The organism is Microbulbifer regidiadema (SeqCode) (assembly GCF_052467605.1).
Genome location: NZ_CP174316.1, coordinates 3,174,459 through 3,198,915 on the forward strand (window position 1 = coordinate 3,174,459; position 24,457 = coordinate 3,198,915).

A 24,457-nucleotide genomic window follows, 5' to 3' on the forward strand; every position below is an offset into this window, starting at 1 on the left:
GTTTTACGAGAGGCGCGCGCGGCATTGCACACCATAGATAGTCTGGCCCACCGCCTCTCTTCATACCTTCCCCCCGACCAGATCCAAGTAGTCCGCCGCGCCTATTTCTACGCGGAGCAGGCTCACGAGGGTCAGCAGCGCCGTTCCGGCGAGCCCTATGTCACCCACCCGCTGGCCGTTGCCACTATTCTCGCGGGTATGCATATGGATCACGAGAGCCTGGCGGCAGCCATGCTGCACGATGTGATCGAGGACACCGGTATCCCCAAGGCGGCCCTGGCCGAGCAGTTTGGTGGAGAGGTTGCCGACCTGGTCGATGGCGTTTCCAAACTCACCCAGTTCGAGACCGACAGCCCGGCGGAAAAGCAGGCGGAAAACTTCCAGAAGATGGCGCTGGCCATGGCCCGCGATATCCGCGTGATCCTGGTCAAGCTGGCCGACCGCCTGCACAACATGCGCACCCTCGGCGCACTGAAGCCGCAAAAGCGCGCCCGTATCGCCCGCGAAACCCTGGAGATCTACGCGCCGATCGCCCATCGCCTGGGCATGAACGATGTCCGTATCGAATTTGAAGATCGCGCTTTTTTCGCCATCTATCCGCTGCGTGCCAGTCGCCTGCGCGCCGCTCTGGTCGCCGCGCGCGGCAACCGCAAAGAGCTGCTGGAACAAATCCAGAATGCCATAGAACTGCGCCTGCAACGGGAGGGCATCAGCTCCCTGGTGATTGGCCGGGAGAAGCACCTATTTAGCATCTACCAGAAGATGCGCGCCAAGAAAAAATCCTTTAAGGAGATCATGGATGTCTACGCTTTCCGCATTATTGTGGACAGTGTGGATACCTGTTACCGGGTGCTCGGCGTTATGCACAGCCTGTACAAACCGGTCATCTCCGAGTTTAAAGATTACGTCGCTATCCCCAAGTCCAATGGCTACCAGTCACTGCACACGGTACTGCTGGGTATGCACGGGGTGCCCATTGAAGTTCAGATCCGCACCAAGGAAATGGATGAGATGGCCAACAGCGGCATTGCCGCGCACTGGCTGTACAAGGCTTCCGGCGATGAGGTGATCAACACCGGCGGCACCAGCCAGGTGCGCGCGCGGCGCTGGGTCCAGGGCCTACTGGAAATGCAACAGCGCGCCGGCGACTCGCTGGAGTTTATTGAAAACGTAAAAATCGATCTGTTCCCAGATGAAGTTTACGTCTTCACTCCCAAGGGGCAGATCGTCGACCTCCCCGCCGGTGCCACCGCCGTGGATTTCGCCTACTCCGTACACACGGATATCGGCAATTCCTGTGTGGCCGTGCGCATCAACCAACGCCTGGCCCCCTTGTCCCAGTCTCTGGAGAGCGGGCAAAAAGTCGAGATTCTCACCCGCAAAACTGCCCAGCCGAATCCCAGCTGGCTCAATTTTGTGGTGACCGCCAAAGCGCGCAGTGCCATCCGCCACTTCCTCAAGCACCAGCGTCACCACGACTCTATTGCCCTGGGACGGCGCCTGCTGGAAAAAGCGCTCAGCAAGTTCGACGCCAGCCTAGATGCCCTGACCCCAGAGCAGTTGGCAGCGGGCCTCAAAGAGGCCAAGTGCGCCACTTTGGACAAGCTGCTGGAAGAGATTGGCATGGGCAGCAAAGTGGCCTTCTCTGCGGCCAAGTTGCTCGCGCCGATCACCAGTGAAGAGAGCGAAACCAGCAATATCTCTTCCCCGCTGACCATCGATGCCCAAGAGGGCATGATGATCAGCTTCGCCCGCTGTTGCCGCCCCATTCCCGGGGATACCATTATCGGCCATATCAGCTCCGGCAAAGGCGTGGTGGTACACCGGGATACCTGCCGCAATACCGGTGATTTTCGCGAGCACCCGGAAAATATTATGCTGGTGAACTGGTCGCCGGACGTCACCGGAGAGTTCCTCGGCGATGTGCGCGTAGAGGTCGAATCGGAGAGAGGTATTATTGCCCGCCTGGCCACCCGTATCACAGAAGAGGGTGCCAGCATTGAACAGATCAACGTGGATGAGAAAGATGCGCACAACAGCGTGATCTCCCTGACCCTGGAAGTCAGCGGCCGCGTGCATTTGGCCCGGGTTATGAAGCGCCTGCGCAACCTCCCCTCAGTCATCCGTATCGCCCGCCCCTGACGAACCCAGGGGCGCCTCAAGCGGAGCTGCCATTCAGCGGCAAAGCGCGATATATTTAACTGGCTTCTGAAAGCCCCGCAAATAAGTAAGGGATTATTCGGAAGTTCCGTATAGGTCTTCCTTTTCAACAATATTGATAAGTAATGGAGTACCCCATGCCCAATCGAGCCGTTATTAAAACCGACCGGGCACCCGCCGCAGCTGGTACCTATTCCCAGGCAGTAAAAGTGGATAATACTGTTTACCTGTCGGGACAAATCGCTCTGGACCCAGAGACACAACAGATGATTGGCGGAGGTTTTAGCGATGAAGTCCACCAGGTCTTTCGCAACCTCAGCGCAGTCTGTGAGGCCTCTGACGGATCGCTCCAGCATATTGTGAAACTCAATCTCTACATTACCGACAGCAGCAACTTTGCAGCTGTAAATGAGATAATGGCAGAGTTTTTCGAAGAGCCCTACCCCGCCAGGGCAACCGTCGTCGTTAAGGAGTTGCCGCGGGGAGCCTTGTTTGAGGCCGAAGCGATTATGGTGACCTGAAACGTCTCGCCAAGGCGCCCGCAGTAGCGGAGGGCTTATTCAGCCCTCCGACTCCAGCAGTGCGCTGTAGCCCACCTTGTAGTCCGGGTACTTCAGCTCGTAGCCACTGGCCAGCATCAGCTGGTTGCTGAGTTTCTTCGAGCGGCGTTCGCTCGTCTGCACTATCTCGCGCAGGTGGGCACTGGTATAGCCCATCGCCTTGACCAGCCACTGCTGCAACTCGTACATCGGCACCGGTTGGCTATCGGCACCAATATAGAGTGGCTCCAGACCGCGCCCCTGTCTGTGCCGATCGATCAGGTGCAGTAGGAAGCCGATGCAATCATCCACATGGATGCGGTTGCTGTACTGCGGCGGCTGAGGTGGAGCGCAGCGACCGGCGCGGACTTGCGACAGCAGGCGATCGCGACCGGGGCCATAAATGCCCGCAAAGCGCACAATGCAGCTGCTGGGAATAGCGCTGCGCATAATTTCCTCAGCCGCGAGCAAACTGTCCCCCTGAAAACCACTGGGCAGAGGCGGCGTCTGCTCATCGATAAAGTCGTCTCCACTCTGACCGTAAACCCGAGTGGAAGAGACCCAGATAACCAGGCGCGGTGGGGTCGGCAGCTGCGGAACCACCTCCGCGATTGCCCTGGCGGTTTCCACATAGGCGCGGTGGTAGCCAGTGGGCGTGTGTTCAGTGGGGGTAAATGTCGCGAGGATGACATCCGCCCCCGTCGACAACAAGCGCTCAAGGTCTTCTTTCTTGGTGGCATCCCCCCGGCGCCAGTTCACCACATCTGCCCGGCGCTTGCTCGCCAGGGCGACCAGGGGGTTGCGCCGCATCCCATAAACCGCGTACTGCTTGCGGTCTATATGCAGCGCCAGTCTCGCTCCGAGGTCACCACACCCAAGGATCCAAAGCTTTTCTTGTTGTGTCATAAAGTTCCCGGTGAACGGCTTGTACCACCCACCTTATTCCCTTGATTCAGTGCTGTTCAGCCCCAGTGAAGGTGCTGTGATCATACGGGCAAATATCATAATCAGACGCCTGTATTTAGTCGCCAGGAGCGTCTACACCGGGCTAATTACCACGCCTTTTAAACATACGGTAAATGGCAAGAAAAATGATCGCGCCAACCGTTGCCGTTATTATGTCGCCAATTCCGAAACCCGTCACTGGGCCACCAAACCCAACTAGAGCGCCGAGCCAGCCTCCGATAAAAGCACCGACGATGCCGATCACCATAGTGACGATCCAGCCACCGGGATCTCTGCCCGGCATAATCCACTTGGCTAAAGCGCCGGCGATCAACCCGAGAATGACCCAGGATAGAACCCCCATGACGTGTCTCCGTTCGGTGTGCCCCTTACAGATATAGCAAAATTTTGCGCCTTAATCCCATATGAATCATCAAAATTAGTAATATTTCCCAATATTTGGCCTCAGATTACATATTGAGAGCGAGTATTGGCCAGCGGCAATTATTTATGAATAATAACTATTACTGATGGCCATCTAATTGCCTTTACCATGACCCTGAATGAATTGCGCTATATCGTCACTCTCGCCCAGGAACAGCATTTTGGCCGTGCCGCCGAGCGCTGCTACGTCAGCCAGCCGACGCTTTCCATTGCGGTAAAGAAGCTGGAGAAAGAACTGGGCGTCGCCCTATTTGAGCGCTCAAAAACCCGGGTGCAGGCAACGCCACTGGGTGAGAGAATTGTCGCCCAGGCCCAATTGGTGCTGGAGCAGTCAGCGGCTATCAAAGACATTGCCAGCGCCGGCAAAGATCAGCTGGCCAGCCCCCTATCCGTTGGCGCCATCTTTACTATTGGCCCCTACCTGTTCCCCCACTTTATTCCCCAGCTACAGCACCTGGCACCACAGATGCCGCTCTATGTTGAGGAGGGCTATACCGCCACACTGCGACAGCGGCTGCGCAAGGGCGAACTGGATGCCATCATTATTGCGCTGCCCTTTACCGAGCCCGACGTTGTCACCCAGCCTCTGTACGACGAGCCTTTTGTCGTGCTGATGCCCGCCGGGCACCCGCTTGCGCAACAGGAGGCGATCTCCCCGGATCAACTCACCGAAGACAATGTGCTTCTGCTGGGAGAGGGCCACTGCTTCCGCGATCAGGTACTGGAAGCCTGTCCGCACCTACAGTTGAGCATGGAAAAAGAAGCCGGCGGTGGCAGTATTCGCACAGCGGCCGATGGCAGCTCACTGGAGACTCTCCGCCATATGGTGGCTTCAGGATTGGGAATTACCGTATTGCCACTCTCGGCCGCCACCGCATCACAGTATGCCAGCGGCCTGCTGGAGACCCGCCCCTTCACCGCATCGGGGCCGCGCCGCACTGTTGCGCTGGCCTGGCGGGCGAGTTTCCCCCGGCACCGCGCAATCGACATACTGCGAGAGGCGATCAGCCAGTGTCATCTGACCGAGGGATAAACAACAATCTGGCCGAGCTGCCCATTACCACCCTCAAAGGCGTGGGGGATAAATTTGCCCAGGTATTGGCCAAGCTCCATATCAGCTCCCTGCAGGATCTGGTTTTCCACCTGCCCCTGCGCTACCAGGATCGCACCCGGGTAGTGCCCATTGCCGGCCTCAACGCCGGCATGGATGTGGTTATCGAGGGGGAGGTCAGCGCCGCAGATATTGTCTTCGGCCGCCGCCGCAGCCTGGTGGTGAGACTGCACGACGGCAGTGGCACCTTGACCCTGCGCTTTTTCCATTTTTCCGCCGCACAGAAAAACCGCTTTGCCCGGGGGACTCGAATACGCTGCTTTGGAGAGGCCCGTCGCGGCGCCAACGGCCTGGAGCTCTACCACCCGGAAACGGAAGTTGTCGGTCTCGACAACGCGGAGACCGCAGATACCCTCACGCCGGTTTACCCATTGACCGAGGGCGTGAGCCAGGCGCGTATGCGCGGATTGGTGGAGCAGGCACTGGCGCTACTCAAAAACGGCGCGGTTAGCGAGCTATTGCCGGCAGAGCTGTTACCTAAGGCACTGCGCTATCCGCTCAGGGATGCCCTGCTGTATTTGCACTCGCCCCCCGCCGGTACCCAGTTAGATCAACTGGCGGCAGGCGTTCACCCCGCCCAGCAGCGCCTGGCGCTGGAAGAGCTGCTGGCCCACCACCTCAGCCTGCTGGAGTTGAGGCGCAATAGCGCCAGGGTCGCGGCCCCGCCCCTGCCCGTTAACCCATCTTTAGAGCGGGACTTTTTGTCGCGCCTGCCCTTTTCTCTCACCGGTGCACAGCAGCGGGTGTGCGAGGAAATCGCCGAAGACCTTGCGCAGCAGACACCGATGATGCGCCTGCTGCAAGGCGATGTCGGCGCCGGCAAGACCCTGGTCGCCGCTATGGCGGCCCTGAAGGGTATTGGTGCCGGCGCCCAAGTAGCGGTCATGGCACCCACTGAGATTCTGGCAGAGCAGCACCGCATCAATTTTTGCAACTGGCTCGATCCCCTCGGCATTGGCGTCGCGCAACTGACCGGCAGCCTCAAAGCCGCCGAGCGGCGCGTACAGCTGGGCAAGATTGCCAGTGGCGAGGCCCAGTTAGTGGTGGGAACCCATGCGCTTTTCCAGGAGGAGGTGGCTTTCCACAATCTGGTGCTGGTGATTATCGACGAACAACACCGCTTTGGTGTGCAGCAGCGCCTGGAGCTGCGCGAGAAAGGGGCCGCCAGCGGGGCGACCGGCAGACTGCAACCGCACCAGCTAATCATGACCGCCACACCGATTCCCCGCACCCTGGCGATGTCCGCCTTCGCCGACCTCGATTGTTCGATCATCGATGAGCTGCCGCCGGGGCGCCAGCCTATCAATACCGTCGCCATTGCCAATGATCGGCGCGACCAGGTTATGGAGCGGGTGCAAAGCGCCATCGCCGAGGGGCGCCAGGCCTACTGGGTTTGCACCCTGATCGAGGAGTCGGAAAGCCTGCAGGCCCAGGCCGCAGAATCTACCGCCGAAGAGCTCGCCGAAATGCTGGAGGGGGTTCGCGTAGCCCTGGTGCACGGTCGCTTAAAGCCCGAGCAAAAAGAGCAGGTCATGAGCGCCTTCAAAGCTGGCGAAGTGGATTTGCTGGTGGCAACCACGGTGATTGAGGTGGGCGTAGACGTGCCCAATGCCAGCCTGATGATTATCGAAAACCCCGAACGCCTGGGCCTGGCCCAGTTGCACCAGTTGCGCGGCCGGGTGGGACGCGGCTCTATCGCCAGTCACTGCGTGCTGCTGTACGGCACACCGCTGTCGCACAATGGCCGCGCCCGCTTGCAGGCGCTGCGCCAGCACAGTGACGGTTTTGCGATTGCGGAGGAGGATCTGCGCCTGCGGGGTCCCGGTGAAATCCTCGGCACCCGCCAGACTGGTGAGATACAGCACCGGATCGCCGATCTGCAGAGAGATGCTGAACTGCTGCCACAAGTGCAAAAAATTGCCATCTCCCCGCAACTGACGGAGGGAATGCGACAGCAGTTGATCAAACGCTGGTTACAGAACAAGCCCCGCTTCGCCGAGGCCTGAGGAGGGCGCTCTAGTGGGCGCCCAGCGTATTGTTGTCGTTGATACTGACACTCTTGTAATTGGCGTCGTAGTAAGTCTCCTCGTCCAGGGCACCTTCACTCCTCGCCACCACACTACTTACAACCGCATCACCGGTGATATTGACCGCTGTACGCACCATATCCAACAGGCGATCGACACCGATCACAATGGCGATACCCTCGAGCGGCAGACCCACCTGCTGCAATACCATGCCCAGCATAATCAGGCCGACACCGGGCACGCCGGCAGTACCGATAGAAGCCAGGGTCGCAGTCAGAATTACCGTCAGGAAGCCGGTCAGGCCGATCTCAATACCGAAGAACTGGGCGATAAAGACCGTCGCCACCCCCTGCATAATCGCGGTGCCATCCATATTGATAGTGGCGCCTAAGGGAATGGTAAATGCGGCAATTTTGTTATCCACACCAAGACGCTTTTCCACCGTTGCCAGGGTGACGGGAATAGTGGCTGCGGAAGAGGCCGTACTGAAGGCAAAAATCATGGTTGGACGCATTTTCTTCAGCAATTCCAACGGATTCAGGCCGCTTAAAAGTTTGAGCAAGGCCGAATAAACAACTAGTGCGTGCACTAACAAGGCCGCCAGGACTACAAAGAAATACTTAGCCAGCTGTCTTAGTCCATCGACCCCGAGACCGGCGAAAGTCTTCGCGAGCAGGGCAAAAACCCCATAGGGAGCGAATACCATCAACACCCCAACCATGCGCAATACAACGGTATTGAGATCATTAAAGAAGGCGGCAACACGCTGGCCCGGCTCCCCGCAGCGGGAAATCGCATAGCCCATCAACAGGGCAAATACGATAATTTGCAGCATATTTCCCTCAGCCATAGCGGCCACAGGGTTAGTGGGGAATATATTGATCAGCACCTCGGAAAGCGGTGGAGATTCCTTCCGTACAAAATTCGAAGCGGCCTCAGCGGCGGCTGCACTCACACCAACACCGGGCTGGAAGATCAATGCCATACACAGTGCCAAGGTAATGGCGATGGCCGTCGTCACCATATAAAGAAGGACAGTTTTACCCGCCAGCGGTCCAATTCGGCTGCCTTCCGACAGGGCGCAGGCACCGCTGATCAGCGATACCAACACTAAAGGGACCACCATCAACTTCAGTGATGCGATAAAGATACGGCCGATTACGTCGAACAGGCCTTCGGTTAGGTAGAGATTAATAGCGTTGTTTACACCGGCACCAAACAGCTGGCTCATATTCAAAAAATTGAATATGCACCCCACGACAATGCCCGCAATCATCCCTAATAAGATTTTGGTCGTAAGCCCCATAACAAGCTTCTCTGTATGAATAGTTGTTTTCTTTGCCGTGAACACTATATCCATTGCTGCGCCGTGGAGCAAAAATCCAACAGGGAGAGACCTGCCGCCACCGGCCGGGATACAATAGCGCCTTTATTCGGACTGCGGAGTTAGCGTTGCACCAATCACCATTTGTGCCCTCTGGCGATTGGCAGAGTTTGCCTCTAGAGACCCAGCAGCAACCCCCCGATACCCTGCTGCCCTGGCTGACCTATTCCGACTCGCTCACCGCCGCTCTCAAGCAGCAGAGCGGTGGGGACTTTTATGTGCGCGTGCTCTACCAGGGCTGGCAACCGCCCCGCCCTGAAGAGGGCCGCGCACTGGGGCTGCACCCGGGCAGCCGGGCCCTGATTCGCGAGGTGCTGCTCTACGGCTGCGGACAACCCTGGGTGTACGCCCGCAGTGTTTTGCCCGAGCGCAGTCTACAGGGGAAATCTCGCAACCTGCGCAGCCTGGATAGCCGCCCACTGGGAGAGCTGCTGTTTAGCGAGCCGGGCATTCGCAGGGGGGAGATCACGCTCAACCTGCTGCAAAAATCCGCCAACTGCCCCGATCGCGAACTCGGGGACAGGGGCTCTGAAGTCTGGGGACGTCGCTCGATTTTCTGGCTGCGGGATAAACCCCTGTTAGTGGCGGAAGCTTTTCTCCCCCACTTTAAGCCGACTGCGGCCCCCGCGCCGCAACAGGCGGCCAAATCCACGACTACTGAGGATTCACTGTGATCAGCCAACAGATCGCCCAACGCTGGCCCAGCGCACTGCCCTACTGGCAACTGGCGCGGATGGACAAACCCATAGGTTCACTGCTGCTGCTGTGGCCCACCTGGTGCGCGCTGTGGCTGGCCGCTGAAGGGTGGCCGGGATTTCACTTATTTATCGTATTTACACTCGGCGTGATCCTGATGCGGGCGGCTGGCTGTGCCGTCAATGACTTCGCCGACCGCAAAATCGATGCCCACGTAAAGCGCACTGCCGAGCGCCCCCTGGCCACCGGCGCCCTGGCACCAAAGTCAGCGCTGGTACTTTTCGCCGGGCTCAGTCTCAGCGCCTTTCTGCTGGTACTGACTACCAACACACTCACGGTTCTCCTGTCATTTTTGGCCCTGGCCCTGGCATTCGGCTACCCCTTCGCAAAGCGCCACACACACCTGCCCCAGATGGTGTTAGGCGCCGCGTTCAGCATGGGGATTCCCATGGCTTTCGCCGCAGTGAGCAGAGAAGTCCCCGCCGAGGCCTGGTTGCTCTACACCGCCAACCTGATCTGGACCCTGTGCTACGACACCTTCTACGGCATGGTGGACCGGGACGACGATCTGCGCATCGGGGTTAAATCCACCGCTATTTTGTTTGGGGAGATGGACAGAGTCATCACTGGCGCCCTGCAAGTTATGGTTTTAATCGCCCTGCTGCTAATGGGAGCCAGGTTCTCCCTGGGAGCTTTTTACTACCTGGCGCTATTGCCCATTAGCGGTTTGTTTATTTATCAGCAGTGGCTGATTCGGGAGAGGGCACGCGAGGGCTGTTTTCAGGCTTTTATCAACAATAATTGGGTAGGATTTGCGCTTTTTGCCGGCATATCGCTGCATTTTCTGCTGAATTAATCTCCGGGTGGGCGCTCGCGGCAAAGCGTCATATATTTGTCATAAAAATCCCGTTTAATCCCCGGAATAACCAGGGAAACCCTGACAACAGAGCGGGTATGGCAGGCAAATGCATAGTAAAACGATCCTGATTGTCGATGACGAGGCCCCAGTGCGCGATATGCTGCGAGTCGCACTGGAGATGGCCGATTATCGCTGCCTTGAGGCGGAGAATGCCCAGGAGGCTCACGCCCTGATCATCGACGAGAGGCCAGACTTGGTACTACTCGACTGGATGCTGCCGGATGTTTCCGGGGTAGAGCTGGCACGGCGCCTCAAGCGCGATGAACTCACAGCGTCCCTGCCTATCATCATGCTCACGGCCAAGGGTGAAGAAGATAATAAAATCAAAGGCTTAGAGACCGGAGCCGACGATTACATCACCAAGCCCTTCTCCCCCCGGGAGCTGGTGGCGCGCTTAAAGGCGGTACTGCGCCGCGCGGGCCCGGCAACTCCCGAGGAACCCCTCAGCGCCGGTGCACTGATACTGGACCCACTGAGTCACCGGGTCACTATCAAGGGGCAGCCGGTGGATATGGGGCCGACGGAATTCCGCCTGCTCACCTTCTTTCTCTCACACCAGGAGCGCGCCTACACGCGCACCCAGCTCCTCGATCACGTCTGGGGTGGAAATGTCTATGTAGAGGAGCGCACTGTGGATGTTCATATCCGCCGCCTGCGCAAGGCCCTGGCCATTGACAGCCACGACCGCTATATCCAGACGGTGCGAGGCACCGGCTATCGGTTTTCTGTGCAAACCGCAGAAAAAGTGTGACAATCCTCCCTGGATCGCTACTGATCCCTGCAGAATCAAACCTCCGCACTTAACCGGTGCGGGCCTGGTTCCACGAGGTATTTGCGGGCGGAAGAGGCTGACCCCTGCCGCCATCTATCAGGCAACACGGCAATTCTATGTTGGATCGCAGTATTGGCGAGTTCTCGCGTTTCGTAATTATAACTCTGGGGTGCACGATTCTCGGCGTCACCTCCGGCAGCTGGTCTCTCGCCCTGATCGCGGGACTGGCCAGCTACCTAGTCTCAGTGCTGTGGCAACAGCAGCGCTTCAACCGCTGGCTGGCCAACGGCCGGCGCGGCCCAGCCCCCACCACCTTTGGTATTTGGGGCGAAATCTACGACGATTTTTACCGTATGCAGCGGCGCCACCGCCGTGAAAAGCAAAAGCTACACGCGATGCTGCGCCGGGTGCAAGACAGCACCAGCGCCCTGCGCGAGGGCATTGTGGCCCTGGAGGACGGCGACAACCTGGCCTGGTGGAACCCCGCTGCGGGGGAGCTGCTCGGCTTGCAGGCCAGCGATTCCGGCCAGTCCCTGGTCAATTTTGTCCGCGATCCCGGCTTTGTCAGCTATATGCACAGCGACAACAACGGGGAGCCCCTCACCCTGCCCGCCCCCGGCAATGAGGCGCGCATATTACAGCTGGAAGTCACCCGCTACGGTAAAGATGAAGCCCTGGTTATTGTTCGGGATATCACCCGACTGCACAATCTCGAACAGATGCGCCAGGATTTTGTCGCCAATGTTTCCCATGAGCTGCGCACTCCCCTCACGGTGATTGCCGGCTACCTGGAAACGCTGCAAAGCAGCGATATGGCGCCCCCTCCCTGGCGAAAACCCCTGGCGCAAATGGAAGAGCAGGCCGCGCGCATGGGCACGCTGGTCAACGACCTGCTGCTGCTGGCCCGCCTGGAGACCTCAGAGCGCAAGGGCGGCGATATGGCCGTGGCCGTGCCGGAACTGATTGAACGGGTGGCTCAGGAGGCGCGCAGCTTCAGCGGCGGCCGACACCATATCGAAGTCCGGTGCGACGGGGACGACTACCTCAATGGAGACCCCGGCGAGTTACACAGCGCTTTCGCCAACCTGGTTTTAAATGCGGTGAAATACACTCCCGCAGAGGGCGAGATCCAATTGCGCTGGTGGCGGGATGAGCGGGGCGGACACTTTTCCGTGGAGGACAACGGTATCGGTATCGACCCGATCCATATCCCCCGCCTGACCGAGCGCTTCTATCGAGTCGATCCCGGCCGCTCGCGGGACAGCGGCGGTACCGGTCTCGGGCTCGCTATCGTCAAGCATGTGCTGCTGCGGCACAGCGGCGAGATGAGTGTAGAGAGCACCCCCGGACAGGGCAGCCTCTTCACCCTTCGCTTCCCGGCGGCAAAGCTGGCGCAAAAGCCGCAACCCAAGTTGAGCATAGAAGCCGCGCTTTAAACGCGGCTTTCACTATTACCCCAGTTCCTGCAATTCGACCTCTTTACCGTCCTTGATATAACTGGCGGTGCCCTCTTTACCCAGAGCGTTGCTCTCACGACGCAGAACCAAATGGTGCAGCTGTAAATCGCCATCGCGCAACAGCAGGTGCTCATTGCCCTCGTCGTCGGTAGGCAGGGACTGATCGCCGATCAGTGCATCTCGCAGCGCGCGCAGCTTGGGCATATCGCGATAGCGATTCAGGTCATTCGACAAGCGGACTTTCATGCGCTCACTCTCGTGTAGCGCCGCCGCAGTCTCACGATACTTGGCAAAAAAGAATACCGCTCCAATGGCAAAGGCCAAGATCACCGTTATTTCCAACCACTCGGGCATAGTTACTCCTGATTATCGCTTTTGCGCCAGACCATTAACTGGTTATTGGCCGGCAGGTAATTTAATTCTGTTCGACTGAACCCCGCGCGCTGTGCCAGCCGATCGAGCCACTCCAGATCACGAATTCCCCTATTCGGGTCTCGCGCCTTTAACTGGAGATCAAAATCCGCATTGCTGGGACCGATAAACTCGCCGGCAATTTTTACCGGGCCATATACGATCAATAGCCCCCCCGGCTGCAAAACATCGGCGCAGTGCACAAAGAACTGCGGCACCAATGCGGCAGACATAATATGCAGGGTGTTTGCGGTGAAAATAGCATCCGCGCAAATCTCGGGCCAAGCATCGCCAACCTCGAGCACCAGCGGCTGTGGCAGATTGCTACTGGGGCGCTCCGCCAGCCAGGACTTTACCGCCTCCAGCTGTTGTGGCCGCTCCGAGGTTTGCCACTCTAGATGGGGCAGCTGCGGGGCAAAATATACGGCGTGCTGGCCAGTGCCACTGCCCACCTCGAGCACTTTGCGGCTGCACGCCAGCAGGCGGGTTAAATGCTGGAGAATCGGCTCGCGATTGCGCCCACAGGAGGGCGCATCGGGCAATTCGGTACAACTCACTGTGGCTCATCCCGGGTGAATACCCAATCCCACTCAGTGGACATAGCCGGGTTATAGACATAACCGGCCACATCGAACCCCTTCAGTTCTTCCGCCTTCTTTACCCTCTGATCAATAGCCCAGCGGCTCATCATGCCTCTGGCTTTCTTGGCGAAGAAGCTGATCATCTTATACTGGCCATTTTTCAGGTCTTTAAAGTGCGGAGTAATGACCTGGGCATCGAGCTGCTTGGCTTTGACGGATTTGAAATATTCATTGGATGCCAGATTGACCAACTCGCGGCTCTTCACCGTCTGCAACTGCGCATTGAGCGCTTGGGTAATCTTATCCCCCCAGAATTCGTAGAGATTCTTACCCCTGGCATTTTCAAATTTAGTGCCCATCTCCAGGCGATAGGGCTGCATCAAATCCAGTGGACGCAGCAAACCGTAGAGGCCCGAGAGCATGCGCAAGTGTTTTTGCGCATAGGCAAAGTCCCGCTTCCCCATAGTCTCCGCCGCCAGTCCGGTATAGACATCACCTTTAAAGGCGAGCAGCGCCGGGCGGGCATTGCTATCGGTAAACGGGCGCTTCCACCCGTGGAAACGATCGTAGTTCAAGACTCCCAGCTTGTCTGAAATCTTCATCAGGCTGGAAACCTGCTGCGGGCTCAGTTCGCGCAGCTCTTTGATCAGGGCTGCTGACTCTTGCAAAAAGTCCGGCTGGGTGGTTTCCAGTGAGGGAATATCACTGTCATAGTCCAGGGTTTTCGCCGGTGAAATAACTATTAACATCGGGTGCCTTTCTCACTTCGCTATCGCCTCAACCACACAGTACCAAGCTATTGTGGCTGACCCAAGTTTATCGCCAGGCGCTTACTCCGGCTTTAGAAGGTCCTGCCACCAATTGAGCGGTGTCTGTCCATCCTTGGGATCGTAGACATTACCGTAATACCAGACGCTATTGGCCCCATCGCAGACGCTGTTGAGGATTTCCTCAATCTTATCGAAGCCGCAGCTGACATGAATGCTGTAGACCAGTACCCGCGCCGCTTCAAGATCCAGCTCACCCCCGAGTTTTTCCAGGCGCGGGGTCAATCTATCGGACAGCTCGGTGCTGTCGCCGCGACAAAAAATACGCACCGCCAAATTGCCCGAGCGCTTTACCAGCTCAAACTGCTGGGTGTCTTTGTCGACCTTGATGTAATCGCCGCTGGCAATACCCTTAATAAAGACCGGGGATCGCACCAGCTGGCAGCTATCATCCTCGCTCACACGAACCTGCAACCGCTCCACCACCGGCTCACCATCGGGATTGTTGCCCGCAAATAACTCAATGACCTGAAGTGCCGTCATAAACCTCAATTCCCGTACTGTGTACAATGAGTAACCATTCTAATGACCCAACATTATACAGGGAGGAAGGCAATGATCTCGCGTACCCAAGCGCTTGCGGCCTGTGTTGCATTTTTGACGACGTCCATTCTGGGAGGATGCGCTGTCAATCCAGTTACCGGTAAAAAACAGATATCGCTGATATCTGCGCAGCAGGAAGTACAGCTGGGGCAGCAGCACTACGCAGCCAATCAACAGCAGCAGGGCGGCCAATACACTATTGATCCCGCCCTGCAAAACTACGTCAGCCAAGTTGGGCAAAAGCTGGCGCGGGTCTCCGATCGCCCCCAGCTACCTTACGAGTTTGTGGTTCTGAATAACTCGGTACCCAATGCCTGGGCTCTGCCCGGTGGCAAAATTGCCATCAATCGCGGCCTGCTGGTTCTACTCGACGATGAAGCCGAACTCGCCGCTGTGCTGAGCCACGAGATCGTACACGCCGCTGCGCGCCACTCCGCGACGGCCATGTCACAACAGCAATTGCTCGGCGCCGGCCTGGCAATTGTCGGCGCCGCCACACAAAACTCCGGTTACGCTGACTTGATTGCCAGCGGGACTCAACTGGGGGGCGCGGCCTATATTGCCCGCTACAGTCGCGACAACGAGTTAGAGTCAGACCAGTATGGTATGAAGTATATGGCCGCTGCTGGATACGACCCCCAGGGGGCTGTGCGCTTGCAGAGAAAGTTTGTTGAATTGTCGAAGGGGCAGCAAAGCGGCGGGCTGGAAGCGCTCTTCGCCAGCCACCCGCCCTCCCAATCCCGGGTCAGTGCCAATATCAAGCACAGCCAATCTCTGCCCAAAGGCGGGATCAGCAATCGGGCGGCCTATCAAAAAGCCATAGCGCAATTAAAGCGTGATACCGACGCCTACCAAAACTACGATGATGCGGTTGCCGCCGCCAATAATAAAAATTTCGACGCTGCACTTACACTGGTGAGAAAAGCGCAGAAACAACAAGCCAAGGAAGCGGCTTTTTTTGCCTTGGAGGGGGATTTACTCAGTCAGCAGAAACACTACAAAAATGCCCGCCAGGCATACGATCGTGCCATTCAAAAAAATCCAAATTTGTTCTCCTACTGGCTAAAACGGGGAATGACCCAAATAAAATTAAAAAACTACAGCTCTGCGAAAGGCGACTTAAGCAGATCGCTGCGCTATCTGGACAGTGCCTATGCGCACTTCTATTTGGGTGAGGTTTACGAGAAACAGGGGGATCGACAAAATGCCTACGAGCACTATCAAACCGCCGCTGAGGCGGGAGGTGAAATTGGCACTATGGCGCAAACTCGGATAAAGGCTATCGTTAATAAAGGGTAAAATACCTGAGCTACAACTAAAAAGGGCTATCTGAGATAGCCCTTTTTAAAACTGGTTTACAGCTGAACGGTTATACCAAGTTCAAATTTCTCGACCTCAAGCTCCATCAAGGGAGCCAGATAACTCATCACAGAATCACTTTCAAGGTCTGGCATCATATCCAGAGTAGAGGTCGATCCGGCGCGATAGGTGTCGCTACCAAAGCTGCGGATATTAATATTATCATCTGCCGCCATAGTGCTATAAGCCGCCTCTAAGGCAATATTGCGACTAAAGAAGTGAGTGAAAGCCAACTTGATATCGTCCCACTCGTCCAGCTTTATACCGAGCGAAGTACTTTGAGTGAAAAAGTAGTCTGAACCGATCTGCCAGTAATCGTTACCGCCCTCATAATCTGCATAGGAAAGTTCAGCAGTCAAATACCGCCCCCCTCCCAGACTAGTAAAATACTTGGAGGAGAAAACAGCCGTATCGAAATCATTGTCGCTGACAAAGTCAAAACCGAGATAATCGGCACCGCTCAACGGATGGTTGTAGCGAAGCTCAGCGTAAGTCTTTTCATCAGACTCAAACTCAGTATGCGAGAGCTCTAGCAAGAAGTTCGGGGTAAACAAATAGCCAAGAGACACGGTATCGATATTGCGCTCATTAACTTCCGTCAAACTTATACCGAGAGTAAGGCCATTTTGGGCAAAGTACTCTCCAGCCACAGCGTAGCTATCGGCGTTATTGTCTTCTATTTCATTGTGGAAAAAGGCAGCCGACACATTGCTAACTTTATTAATATAGGCAAACTCTTTTAAGGGGCCCAAAGTCTCCTTGCCGGAAAAGTAATAAGTGGTCTCAGCCACCCATTGGTTGCCTTCACGATCGAGCTCAGCGCCCAAAAGTTCAATATCGTAATCCAAACTGGAATAGCCTACTGTAGTTATTGAGTGGTACTCCTCGGCATTAGCAGATGCAGCGAGAAGTATCAGGGGAAGAGCAGCAAGCTTAAATCTCATTTTAAAGTCCAGGAAAATAAACCGGGTATTATCAAGAACTATCAGACAATGACAAGGGCAGGAGGGGAGTTGGTACTTTAGCGCAAAATAGAAAAGAACGAGTAATAGTTACCAGGATGTTATCGCTACACCCTGATAAAGAAAGGGCTATCTGAGATAGCCCTTTTTATATCAACTTACAGCTGAACAGTTAAGCCAAACTGGAAGATATCGTAGTCCATATCATTATCAGTATTGGACACGTAAGCGGCTTTAGCAGCAACATTGGTGTTGAAGAAGTGAGTCATACCCAGTTCATACTGCTCTACTTCATCGAAGCTAAAACCAACAGAGGTACGCTTGGTGAAGAAGTACTCAGTTCCCAGTTTCCAGTAATCATCACCTTCATCATAGTTGACATAAGCCAGCTCTGCGGTCAGGTACTGCTCGCCACCCAGGTGAGTGAAGTACTTGGAGGACAGGGAGCGCGTATCGAACTCTTCGTCCACATTAAAAGTGAAACCAAGATAATCCGTTGCATTCAGCTGATGGTTATAGTTAGCTTCCAGGGAGAACTCGTTGTCGCTGTCATTATCAACGTGCTCCAGAGTCACCAGGAAGTTAGGGGTGAACAGATAGCCTATAGACAGGGCATCAAGGTTCTCACCGCCAAGATCGTATACAGCTGCGCCCAGAACAACTCCGTTGGAGGCAAAGTATTCACCGCCTACGCCAAAAACATCGTCATCAGAACCGTCGATGTCTACGTAAGAATATCCAGCAAATACATTGCTGACTTTATTGATATATTCAAATTCTTTCAGCGGTCCAAGAGTTTCCTTGGGACCAAAGTAATAAGTAGTATCGAGATCAATTTGATCAGCATCAACGCTACCAGCCTCAAAATCAGAGTATGTAGCATTAGTGAAAGAGTTGTATTCCTCGGCACCGGCAGTTGCGGCAACAAGCATCAGGGGAAGAGCAGCAAGCTTGAATCTCATTTGATAAATCCTTCGTTAACGTGGCGATCCAAATTGGGCTGCGGATTGTAGCAAAAGTTTTTTGCTGTGCAACGACAGCAAATTACACGGCGCGCAATTAAGGGAAAATTTGCGGCGAAACGAATATATTTTTTCGATGAAACACTTAAAAAATTCAGCTGTAATTGGCTGTAATAACTCCGGCAGAAAAAATGTATAAAAAAACAATAAAATAAAAATTTTTATTTTATTTGAGCAACACCAATTTATTCAGCATTCGTTCAGGTTCATTTGATTAAGATCAATCGCTCACATTATTTACGACCCATTGCGGGTCATAAAATTCCCCTATTCGCTTAATTTTTATAAAAGGGGCTACACTGGCAATGATTTCATCAATTTTCTCACTGTGCGCCGCCTGCATTGCATCCCGGTCTTTTTTACTGCGCCAGCTGGCAATAGCAATCAATACCTTGGGGTCATCAACTTTTCGGTGAAGCTCAGTGCCCAGTGCCCCAGGGGAGCGCTGAATAATTTTGGAAGCGCGCACCCAGGCATCGGCGTAGTCCTCAGCCTTAAACCCTTCCTGTAAATGAACTTCGAAGATAAATTTCATTGCGTATATTCTCTGACGATTAAACTGCGGATTTCAGGCGAAAAAAAAGGCCGCACTAGGCGACCTTTTTCGACTAACAAGTCCTTTAGGACTTGCGCAGGTTATCTTCGTGTCCGTGCCGGATATCTGCACCTTCCACTAAATAAACAACCTGTTCACAAATATTCTTGGCGTGATCGCCGATACGCTCCAGCGAGCGCAGGGTCCACAACACATTGATCACCCGGGAGATGCTGCGCGGATCCTCCATCATATAGGTCACCAGCTCGCGGACCGCCGTGCGGTAGTCCATATCCACCTGCTGGTCCTCGGCCAGGGTTTGCAGGGCCGATTGCACATCGAAACGGGTGTAGGCATCCAGCGCATCATTGAGCATTTTGCGTACCGCATTGGCAATATGGCGGATCTCGGTATAGCCGCGCGGCGCAGTGCCCTCATCCGTCAGCGCTATGGCCATCTTGGCAATCTTGCTCGCCTCATCTCCAATGCGCTCCAGATCGCGGGCAATTCGAATCACAGACATCACCATACGCAGGTCCGATGCGGCCGGCTGGCGCTTGGCGATAATCAGCGTGGCGTGCTCATCCAGTGCCATCTCACTCTTGTCGATAATCTCTTCGATACGCAGCACTTCCTCGGCCAGCTCACTGTCGGCATTGGCCAGGGCGTCGACCGCATCGGCCACCTGGCGGGCGACCATACCGCCCATCTCCAACATCTCGGTCTTTAAGCTTTCCAGGTCTTCATTAAATTGGCGTGAGATATGTTGATCGAAATGCATTTCCATAGTTTTCCCTCCGGGCAGGAACCTTAGCCGAAGCGGCCGGTAATATAGGCTTCAGTGAGTTCGTGCTCGGGGTTGGTGAACACCGTTTCAGTATCGTTAACTTCCACCAAGTGCCCCAGGTGGAAGTAGGCCGTGCGCTGGCTAACCCGCGCCGCCTGCTGCATCGAGTGAGTGACGATAGCGATAGTGTAGTTCTGGCGCAACTCATCGATCAGCTCTTCAATACGCGCCGTCGCAATCGGGTCCAGGGCAGAACAGGGTTCATCCATCAAGATAACCTCCGGACTCACGGCAATTGCGCGGGCAATACACAAGCGCTGCTGCTGACCACCGGACAGCCCGGTACCGGGCTTGTCCAAGCGGTCTTTAACTTCGTTCCACAGGCCGGCGCGGCGCAGGCTGTTCTCTACGATCTCATCCAGATCGGCGCGGCGGCTGGCAATACCGTGGATTTTGGGGCCGTAGGCCACATTCTCGTAGATAGACTTGGGAAAGGGGTTTGGCTTCTGGAATACCATACCGACGCGGGCGCGCAGGGGAACCACATCCACTTTGGGGCCGTAGATAGGGTCGCCATCCAGGCTCAACTCGCCCTCGACGCGACAACCTTCAATGGTGTCATTCATACGGTTGAGACAGCGCAAAAATGTCGACTTACCACAGCCGGAGGGGCCGATCATGGCAACCACTTCATTTTTTCCGATATCGAGGCCAACGGAGTGAATCGCCTGGGTCTCGCCATAGAAAACATTCACATTGCGCATACGCAACTTGGCGGTGTCACAGAACGGTTGGCCAACAGTTTCTCTAACATCAGCCCGATTATTCATCATTTGCCCACCCGCAACATCGGATTGCGCCGTATCGGCTTGACTGGCGGCATCCAGGGTCATGGTACTCATATAATATCCCGCTTTCTGATAATCCGCGCTCTGTTACCAGCGGCGCTCAAGTTTCTTGCGCAGCAATACCGCGCTGGTATTCATCACAATCAGCACACTCAGCAGCACCATAATGGCTGCGGAGGTGCGCTCAACAAAGGCGCGCTCCGGGCTGTCTGCCCACAGGAAAATCTGTACCGGCAGTACGGTGGCCGGATCGGTTACTCCAGCAGGTACGTCGACAATAAAGGCGACCATACCGATCATCAATAGAGGCGCCGTCTCTCCGAGGGCCTGGGCCATACCGATAATCGCGCCGGTCAACATACCCGGCATGGCCAGGGGCAGCACATGGTGGAAAACCACCTGCATACGCGAGGCTCCCATACCCAGTGCCGCCTCGCGAATGGAGGGCGGTACCGCCTTCAAAGCCGCGCGGCTGGAAATAATAATCGTGGGCAGGGTCATCAGTGTCAGTACCAAGCCCCCCACCAGCGGTGCCGAGCGCGGCAATTCAAAGAAGTTAATAAATATCGCCAGGCCCAAAAGGCCGAAAACAATAGAGGGTACCGCCGCGAGGTTATTGATATTCACCTCGATCAAGTCGGTCCAGCGGTTCTTGGGCGCATACTCTTCCAGGTAAATCGCCGCCGCCACCCCGATGGGGAACGACAGTGCCAAAGTGACCAGCAGGGTAAACAGGGAACCCATCAAGGCTGCGCGGATACCCGCCTGCTCCGGCTCGCGGGAATCGCCATTGGTAAAGAAGATGGTGTTAAAGCGCTTTTTCAGCTCACCGCTGTCCAGCAGCTGCTCAATCCAGCCGGCCTTCTGCTCCGAGGTGCGACCGCGGAAACCCTCTTTGGAATCCTTCAGGCTTTTGACGAAAGTATCCACATCATCATCGACTGACAGCCAGACTTGCTCTGATTTACCCAACAGTTCCGGGTTCGCCGCCAGGCGATCACGCAGGGTAAACGGTGCTCCGGAGGACACCAGGCTGTAGAGCTCGCGCTTGTCACTGCGACCAGTCACCGAGGGAAATCGTTCGCGCAGGGACTGGCGAATAACACCGGTGAAGTTTGCCCAGGTCAGACTTTCATCATCGATCTTGTCGATGCCCAGAACCTGTTCGTCGTAGTGCACTTCCAGTTGGATTGCCGTCTGCACAAAGGCACCACTGCCCTTGCTGATAATGTCAGTGAACAGGATCAGTACAGCGAGTATACCAAAGGCAATACTGCCGATACCCAGCCCACGAAACAGCTTTTCTTTGCGGTGACGGCTGGCGAGGCTTTTTTCTATGCGCTCGCGCACCTGCGCCTGAGTAAGATCAGTCATACTGCTCCCGGTATTTTTTCACTACGTGCAAGGCAATAAAGTTCAGCACCAAAGTGGAGATAAACAACATCAGGCCCAAAGCAAAAGCGGCGAGGGTCTTGGGACTGTCAAATTCCTGGTCGCCAACCAACAGAGTCACAATCTGCACCGTTACAGTCGTGACCGATTCGAGCGGATTGGCGGTGAGGTTCGCCGCGAGCCCGGCGGCCATCACCACAATCATGGTTTCACCAATTGCGCGGGAAACTGCCAGCAATACACCGCCGACGATACCGGGCAGTGCCGCAGGAATCACAACTTTGCGCACTGTCTCGGACTGGGTGGAACCCAAGCCCAGGGCGCCATCGCGCAGGGACTGGGGCACCGCGTTGATCACGTCGTCGGACAGAGAGGAGACGAAGGGAATAATCATAATGCCCATCACCAAGCCAGCGGCCAGTGCACTTTCACTAGAGGCCTGTAGGCCCATAGAGGTGGCCAACTCACGAATAAAGGGCGCAACGGTTAAGGCAGCAAAAAAGCCGTATACCACGGTGGGTACACCGGCGAGAATTTCGAGTACTGGCTTGGCCAGGGAGCGCACGCGCTTACTGGCGTACTCGGCCAGATAAATAGCCGCCATCAATCCCACCGGTACCGCCACAAACATGGCGATCGCGGACACCATCAGGGTTCCGGTAAACAGGGGCACAGCACCAAAGGCACCGCTCGATCCCACCTGGTCCGCGCGCAGAGCCATCTGTGGGCTCCAGTGCAAACCAAACAGGAATTCACTCACCGGCACCGACTGGAAGAAGCGCAGGGATTCAAACAATACCGATAGCAAAATACCGACAGTGGTCAAAATCGCGGCGCTGGCACAGGCGATCAGCACCGTGCGCAGTACTTTTTCCACTTTTTCGCGAGCGCGCAGCTTGGGAGAAAAGCGCAGCAGTGCAAAAGCCGTAAGGCCGCTGGCCAAGACTAAGCTCAGAAAGGCCTGCAAATTATTGGAGTAACTGCGCAACTGGCTGAGGTAATCTGCGGCACTCTGCAATTGCGCAGATTTTTCACCGATCAGGAGCCCCCCAGCGAGATTTTGAATCTGCGCATAGAGCAGATTCTGCCCGGAGATAGTCTCCGGCTTATCGACAATACTATTCATGACCATCGCGCGGATGATCGCATCGTCAAACACCAGCCAGGCGCCGAGCAATAACAGCGCAGGCAAACCACACCAAAGGGCGGTGAACAATCCATAGTAGCTGGGCAGGGCGGCCAGATTGCGCACGCCGCCAAGACTGCGAGCAGCGTTCACTGCACGGCGAAAGCCAGTGCCGTAGGCCACTAATATCAAAAGCAGCAAAAGTGCGAACAGTGTGGGGGTTTGCATTGAATTACCGTACTAAAAATATCGTCGCTGGCATTATCCAGACTTTCTCCCCGCGTTCCATCGCAGGGGGTGCGACAATTTGTGAGTCTTCTTATAAAGAACGGCCAAGCCCTTTCGAGCTTGGCCGTCAATTCCCTTTGACAGTACCACTCCAGAAACTTGTTTATTTGGCGGCGAGATTACTCAGCGCATTCAGTTTGCGCACATCGGTCGCAATCTGCTTACGTTTCTCGGCGGGCAGCGGAATCATACCTTTGTCCGCCAGGTAACCTTCTTCGCCCCAGGCGCGCTCATTGGTGAATTCAGCCAGGAACTGTTTAACACCGGGAACCACATCGACGTGCTGCTTCTTAACGTAGATAAACAGCGGGCGGGAAACCGGGTAACTCTGGTCGGCAATGGAGTCGAAAGTCGGGGCCTGCCCCTCGATCAGAGAACCCTGTACCTTGTCAGCATTCTGGTCGAGGAAGCTAAAACCAAAGATGCCCAGAGCGTTGGGATTGGCAACCAGCTTGTTCACAATCAGGTTGTCGTTCTCACCGGCTTCGACATAAGCGCCATCTTCGCGAACGTTGTGACAGATCGCTTTGTAGGCGCTCTTGTCAGTTTTCTTCATGGCCGCAATCCAGCCAAACTTCTTACAGCCGCCTTCCATTGCCAGTTCGGCGAAAGCATCGCGGGTACCGGAAGTGGGGGGCGGGCCCAGAACTTCAATTTTGCTGTTGGGCAGCGCTGGATTTACATCTTTCCAGGTCTTGTAAGGGTTGGCGATCAGAGTTTCAGAGCCATCCGGATTCGGTACTTCCTTGGCCAGTGCCAGGAAGATATCTTTGCGGGTCAGCTTGAACGGCGCAGCCTGCTTGGCATTGGCGAGCACGATACCGTCGTAACCGACCTGTACTTCAACAACATCGACGCCGTTGTTGTTACACATCTTCAGCTCTGAAGACTTGATGCGGCGGGAAGCACCGGTGATATCTGCGGTGCTTTCACCAACGCCCTGGCAGAACAACTTCATACCACCGCCAGTACCAGTAGATTCAACTACCGGTGTCTTGAACTGAGTTGCGCGGCTAAAGCGCTCTGCCACCGTTGTGGTAAAGGGGTAAACCGTAGAGGAACCGACAATACTAATGTAGTCGCGCGCAGCCATCGCCACCTGTGAGGTTGCCAGGGTCAAGGCTGCCAAAGAAGTCGCCAGAATTTGCTTATTCATTGTGTAACTCCGATGAGTGTTTATATTTCACGCGGCGATGCTAGAAACAACGGGTGACGATTCTATGAATAAAAGATGACAAAAAAATTACAGTGGCATTTTTGCCCCTGCTGGCATGAGAGCGGGCAAAGGGGTAACCTTCAGGCAACACAAATAACAATAAGAT

The 24,457-nt window shown here is 55.6% G+C and carries 24 protein-coding genes; 9 read left to right on the forward strand and 15 right to left on the reverse strand.

What is annotated here, in order from left to right; all coding sequences use genetic code 11:
- Positions 1 to 24 precede the first annotated feature (24 nt).
- Both spoT and ACJJIF_RS14565 read left to right on the forward strand, forming a co-directional pair.
- Entirely contained in the window at positions 25 to 2,142 is a 2,118-nt protein-coding gene (spoT, locus tag ACJJIF_RS14560) for a bifunctional GTP diphosphokinase/guanosine-3',5'-bis pyrophosphate 3'-pyrophosphohydrolase (protein ID WP_444929056.1), read from the forward strand.
- 155 nt (positions 2,143 to 2,297) lie between these two features.
- Positions 2,298 to 2,681 (forward strand): Rid family detoxifying hydrolase, encoded by a 384-nt coding sequence (locus ACJJIF_RS14565; RefSeq protein ID WP_413663831.1) that lies wholly within the window; start codon positions 2,298 to 2,300, stop codon positions 2,679 to 2,681.
- A 39-nt stretch (positions 2,682 to 2,720) separates the two neighbouring features.
- Here ACJJIF_RS14565 and ACJJIF_RS14570 read toward each other — a convergent pair whose 3' ends face one another.
- Together ACJJIF_RS14570 and ACJJIF_RS14575 are read right to left on the reverse strand one after the other, a co-directional pair.
- Positions 2,721 to 3,605: an NAD-dependent epimerase/dehydratase family protein gene (locus ACJJIF_RS14570; RefSeq protein ID WP_444929057.1), complete on the reverse strand. Its 885-nt coding sequence runs from the start codon at positions 3,603 to 3,605 to the stop codon at positions 2,721 to 2,723.
- A 142-nt stretch (positions 3,606 to 3,747) separates the two neighbouring features.
- Positions 3,748 to 4,008, reverse strand: coding sequence for a GlsB/YeaQ/YmgE family stress response membrane protein (locus tag ACJJIF_RS14575; protein ID WP_444929058.1), 261 nt, complete (start codon positions 4,006 to 4,008; stop codon positions 3,748 to 3,750).
- A gap of 189 nt (positions 4,009 to 4,197) precedes the next feature.
- Between ACJJIF_RS14575 and ACJJIF_RS14580 the strand changes: the two genes are divergently transcribed.
- Positions 4,198 to 5,121, forward strand: a complete 924-nt coding sequence (locus ACJJIF_RS14580; protein ID WP_444929059.1) for a hydrogen peroxide-inducible genes activator — start codon at positions 4,198 to 4,200, stop codon at positions 5,119 to 5,121.
- Complete coding sequence (gene recG / locus ACJJIF_RS14585) at positions 5,100 to 7,205, forward strand: ATP-dependent DNA helicase RecG (RefSeq protein WP_444929060.1); 2,106 nt, start codon at positions 5,100 to 5,102, stop codon at positions 7,203 to 7,205. The genes ACJJIF_RS14580 and recG overlap by 22 nt, the downstream gene beginning before the upstream one ends.
- A gap of 10 nt (positions 7,206 to 7,215) precedes the next feature.
- Here the strand turns inward: recG and ACJJIF_RS14590 are convergent, their stop codons facing one another.
- Positions 7,216 to 8,532 (reverse strand): dicarboxylate/amino acid:cation symporter, encoded by a 1,317-nt coding sequence (locus tag ACJJIF_RS14590; RefSeq protein WP_444932359.1) that lies wholly within the window; start codon positions 8,530 to 8,532, stop codon positions 7,216 to 7,218.
- Between the two features lie 146 nt (positions 8,533 to 8,678).
- Between ACJJIF_RS14590 and ACJJIF_RS14595 the strand changes: the two genes are divergently transcribed.
- The 4 genes from ACJJIF_RS14595 to phoR all read left to right on the forward strand — a co-directional run bounded on the left by ACJJIF_RS14595 (position 8,679) and on the right by phoR (position 12,433).
- On the forward strand, positions 8,679 to 9,284 hold the full coding sequence (locus tag ACJJIF_RS14595; protein WP_444929061.1) for a chorismate--pyruvate lyase family protein: 606 nt from the start codon (positions 8,679 to 8,681) through the stop codon (positions 9,282 to 9,284).
- Positions 9,281 to 10,162 carry a 4-hydroxybenzoate octaprenyltransferase gene (ubiA, locus tag ACJJIF_RS14600; protein ID WP_444929062.1) on the forward strand — a complete coding sequence of 294 codons (882 nt, stop codon included), beginning with the start codon at positions 9,281 to 9,283 and terminating at the stop codon, positions 10,160 to 10,162. Before ACJJIF_RS14595 ends, ubiA begins: the two co-directional genes overlap by 4 nt.
- Positions 10,163 to 10,271: 109 nt before the next feature.
- Complete coding sequence (gene phoB / locus ACJJIF_RS14605) at positions 10,272 to 10,976, forward strand: phosphate regulon transcriptional regulator PhoB (protein ID WP_444929063.1); 705 nt, start codon at positions 10,272 to 10,274, stop codon at positions 10,974 to 10,976.
- A gap of 137 nt (positions 10,977 to 11,113) precedes the next feature.
- A complete protein-coding gene (phoR, locus tag ACJJIF_RS14610; RefSeq protein WP_444929064.1) occupies positions 11,114 to 12,433 on the forward strand; it encodes a phosphate regulon sensor histidine kinase PhoR in 1,320 nt (439 codons plus the stop codon).
- A gap of 15 nt (positions 12,434 to 12,448) precedes the next feature.
- On the opposite strand, the gene ACJJIF_RS14615 is transcribed toward phoR, so the two are convergent.
- From ACJJIF_RS14615 to ACJJIF_RS14630, 4 genes are all read right to left on the reverse strand, one after another.
- On the reverse strand, positions 12,449 to 12,808 hold the full coding sequence (locus ACJJIF_RS14615; protein WP_444929065.1) for a hypothetical protein: 360 nt from the start codon (positions 12,806 to 12,808) through the stop codon (positions 12,449 to 12,451).
- 2 nt (positions 12,809 to 12,810) lie between these two features.
- Complete coding sequence (locus ACJJIF_RS14620; RefSeq protein WP_444929066.1) at positions 12,811 to 13,422, reverse strand: DUF938 domain-containing protein; 612 nt, start codon at positions 13,420 to 13,422, stop codon at positions 12,811 to 12,813.
- Positions 13,419 to 14,195, reverse strand: a complete 777-nt coding sequence (yaaA, locus tag ACJJIF_RS14625) for a peroxide stress protein YaaA (protein WP_444929067.1) — start codon at positions 14,193 to 14,195, stop codon at positions 13,419 to 13,421. Before yaaA ends, ACJJIF_RS14620 begins: the two co-directional genes overlap by 4 nt.
- Before the next feature lie 81 nt (positions 14,196 to 14,276).
- Complete coding sequence (locus ACJJIF_RS14630; RefSeq protein ID WP_444929068.1) at positions 14,277 to 14,756, reverse strand: DUF4265 domain-containing protein; 480 nt, start codon at positions 14,754 to 14,756, stop codon at positions 14,277 to 14,279.
- Positions 14,757 to 14,828: 72 nt separating this feature from the next.
- On the opposite strand from ACJJIF_RS14630, the gene ACJJIF_RS14635 reads away from it, so the two are divergent.
- Positions 14,829 to 16,115 carry a M48 family metalloprotease gene (locus tag ACJJIF_RS14635; RefSeq protein ID WP_444929069.1) on the forward strand — a complete coding sequence of 429 codons (1,287 nt, stop codon included), beginning with the start codon at positions 14,829 to 14,831 and terminating at the stop codon, positions 16,113 to 16,115.
- Between the two features lie 56 nt (positions 16,116 to 16,171).
- Here ACJJIF_RS14635 and ACJJIF_RS14640 read toward each other — a convergent pair whose 3' ends face one another.
- The 8 genes from ACJJIF_RS14640 to ACJJIF_RS14675 form a co-directional block, all read right to left on the reverse strand.
- The gene (locus ACJJIF_RS14640; RefSeq protein WP_444929070.1) at positions 16,172 to 17,119 is read right to left on the reverse strand and encodes a putative porin; all 948 of its coding nucleotides are present in this window, start codon (positions 17,117 to 17,119) and stop codon (positions 16,172 to 16,174) included.
- A gap of 176 nt (positions 17,120 to 17,295) precedes the next feature.
- Positions 17,296 to 18,099: a putative porin gene (locus tag ACJJIF_RS14645; protein WP_444929071.1), complete on the reverse strand. Its 804-nt coding sequence runs from the start codon at positions 18,097 to 18,099 to the stop codon at positions 17,296 to 17,298.
- Between the two features lie 280 nt (positions 18,100 to 18,379).
- The gene (locus ACJJIF_RS14650; protein ID WP_444929072.1) at positions 18,380 to 18,694 is read right to left on the reverse strand and encodes an antibiotic biosynthesis monooxygenase family protein; all 315 of its coding nucleotides are present in this window, start codon (positions 18,692 to 18,694) and stop codon (positions 18,380 to 18,382) included.
- Positions 18,695 to 18,779: 85 nt separating this feature from the next.
- Positions 18,780 to 19,481: a phosphate signaling complex protein PhoU gene (gene phoU, locus ACJJIF_RS14655; protein ID WP_444929073.1), complete on the reverse strand. Its 702-nt coding sequence runs from the start codon at positions 19,479 to 19,481 to the stop codon at positions 18,780 to 18,782.
- A gap of 23 nt (positions 19,482 to 19,504) precedes the next feature.
- Positions 19,505 to 20,314 carry a phosphate ABC transporter ATP-binding protein PstB gene (gene pstB, locus ACJJIF_RS14660; protein WP_444932360.1) on the reverse strand — a complete coding sequence of 270 codons (810 nt, stop codon included), beginning with the start codon at positions 20,312 to 20,314 and terminating at the stop codon, positions 19,505 to 19,507.
- A 102-nt stretch (positions 20,315 to 20,416) separates the two neighbouring features.
- Complete coding sequence (gene pstA / locus ACJJIF_RS14665) at positions 20,417 to 21,703, reverse strand: phosphate ABC transporter permease PstA (RefSeq protein ID WP_444929074.1); 1,287 nt, start codon at positions 21,701 to 21,703, stop codon at positions 20,417 to 20,419.
- On the reverse strand, positions 21,696 to 23,075 hold the full coding sequence (gene pstC, locus ACJJIF_RS14670; RefSeq protein ID WP_444929075.1) for a phosphate ABC transporter permease subunit PstC: 1,380 nt from the start codon (positions 23,073 to 23,075) through the stop codon (positions 21,696 to 21,698). Before pstC ends, pstA begins: the two co-directional genes overlap by 8 nt.
- A 163-nt stretch (positions 23,076 to 23,238) precedes the next feature.
- Positions 23,239 to 24,291: a PstS family phosphate ABC transporter substrate-binding protein gene (locus ACJJIF_RS14675; RefSeq protein ID WP_444929076.1), complete on the reverse strand. Its 1,053-nt coding sequence runs from the start codon at positions 24,289 to 24,291 to the stop codon at positions 23,239 to 23,241.
- Positions 24,292 to 24,457: the final 166 nt, after the last annotated feature.

What these genes read in the sequence shown, in the direction of transcription:
- ACJJIF_RS14565 (WP_413663831.1), top strand. Translation starts at nt 2,298, where the DNA reads ATGCCCAATCGAGCCGTTATTAAAACCGACCGGGCACCCGCCGCAGCT.
- ACJJIF_RS14570 (WP_444929057.1), bottom strand. Translation starts at nt 3,605, where the DNA reads ATGACACAACAAGAAAAGCTTTGGATCCTTGGGTGTGGTGACCTCGGA.
- ACJJIF_RS14575 (WP_444929058.1), bottom strand. Translation starts at nt 4,008, where the DNA reads ATGGGGGTTCTATCCTGGGTCATTCTCGGGTTGATCGCCGGCGCTTTA.
- ACJJIF_RS14580 (WP_444929059.1), top strand. Translation starts at nt 4,198, where the DNA reads ATGACCCTGAATGAATTGCGCTATATCGTCACTCTCGCCCAGGAACAG.
- ACJJIF_RS14590 (WP_444932359.1), bottom strand. Translation starts at nt 8,532, where the DNA reads ATGGGGCTTACGACCAAAATCTTATTAGGGATGATTGCGGGCATTGTC.
- phoB (WP_444929063.1), top strand. Translation starts at nt 10,272, where the DNA reads ATGCATAGTAAAACGATCCTGATTGTCGATGACGAGGCCCCAGTGCGC.
- phoR (WP_444929064.1), top strand. Translation starts at nt 11,114, where the DNA reads ATGTTGGATCGCAGTATTGGCGAGTTCTCGCGTTTCGTAATTATAACT.
- ACJJIF_RS14615 (WP_444929065.1), bottom strand. Translation starts at nt 12,808, where the DNA reads ATGCCCGAGTGGTTGGAAATAACGGTGATCTTGGCCTTTGCCATTGGA.
- yaaA (WP_444929067.1), bottom strand. Translation starts at nt 14,195, where the DNA reads ATGTTAATAGTTATTTCACCGGCGAAAACCCTGGACTATGACAGTGAT.
- ACJJIF_RS14630 (WP_444929068.1), bottom strand. Translation starts at nt 14,756, where the DNA reads ATGACGGCACTTCAGGTCATTGAGTTATTTGCGGGCAACAATCCCGAT.
- ACJJIF_RS14635 (WP_444929069.1), top strand. Translation starts at nt 14,829, where the DNA reads ATGATCTCGCGTACCCAAGCGCTTGCGGCCTGTGTTGCATTTTTGACG.
- ACJJIF_RS14640 (WP_444929070.1), bottom strand. Translation starts at nt 17,119, where the DNA reads ATGAGATTTAAGCTTGCTGCTCTTCCCCTGATACTTCTCGCTGCATCT.
- ACJJIF_RS14645 (WP_444929071.1), bottom strand. Translation starts at nt 18,099, where the DNA reads ATGAGATTCAAGCTTGCTGCTCTTCCCCTGATGCTTGTTGCCGCAACT.
- ACJJIF_RS14650 (WP_444929072.1), bottom strand. Translation starts at nt 18,694, where the DNA reads ATGAAATTTATCTTCGAAGTTCATTTACAGGAAGGGTTTAAGGCTGAG.
- phoU (WP_444929073.1), bottom strand. Translation starts at nt 19,481, where the DNA reads ATGGAAATGCATTTCGATCAACATATCTCACGCCAATTTAATGAAGAC.
- pstB (WP_444932360.1), bottom strand. Translation starts at nt 20,314, where the DNA reads ATGATGAATAATCGGGCTGATGTTAGAGAAACTGTTGGCCAACCGTTC.
- pstA (WP_444929074.1), bottom strand. Translation starts at nt 21,703, where the DNA reads ATGACTGATCTTACTCAGGCGCAGGTGCGCGAGCGCATAGAAAAAAGC.
- pstC (WP_444929075.1), bottom strand. Translation starts at nt 23,075, where the DNA reads ATGCAAACCCCCACACTGTTCGCACTTTTGCTGCTTTTGATATTAGTG.
- ACJJIF_RS14675 (WP_444929076.1), bottom strand. Translation starts at nt 24,291, where the DNA reads ATGAATAAGCAAATTCTGGCGACTTCTTTGGCAGCCTTGACCCTGGCA.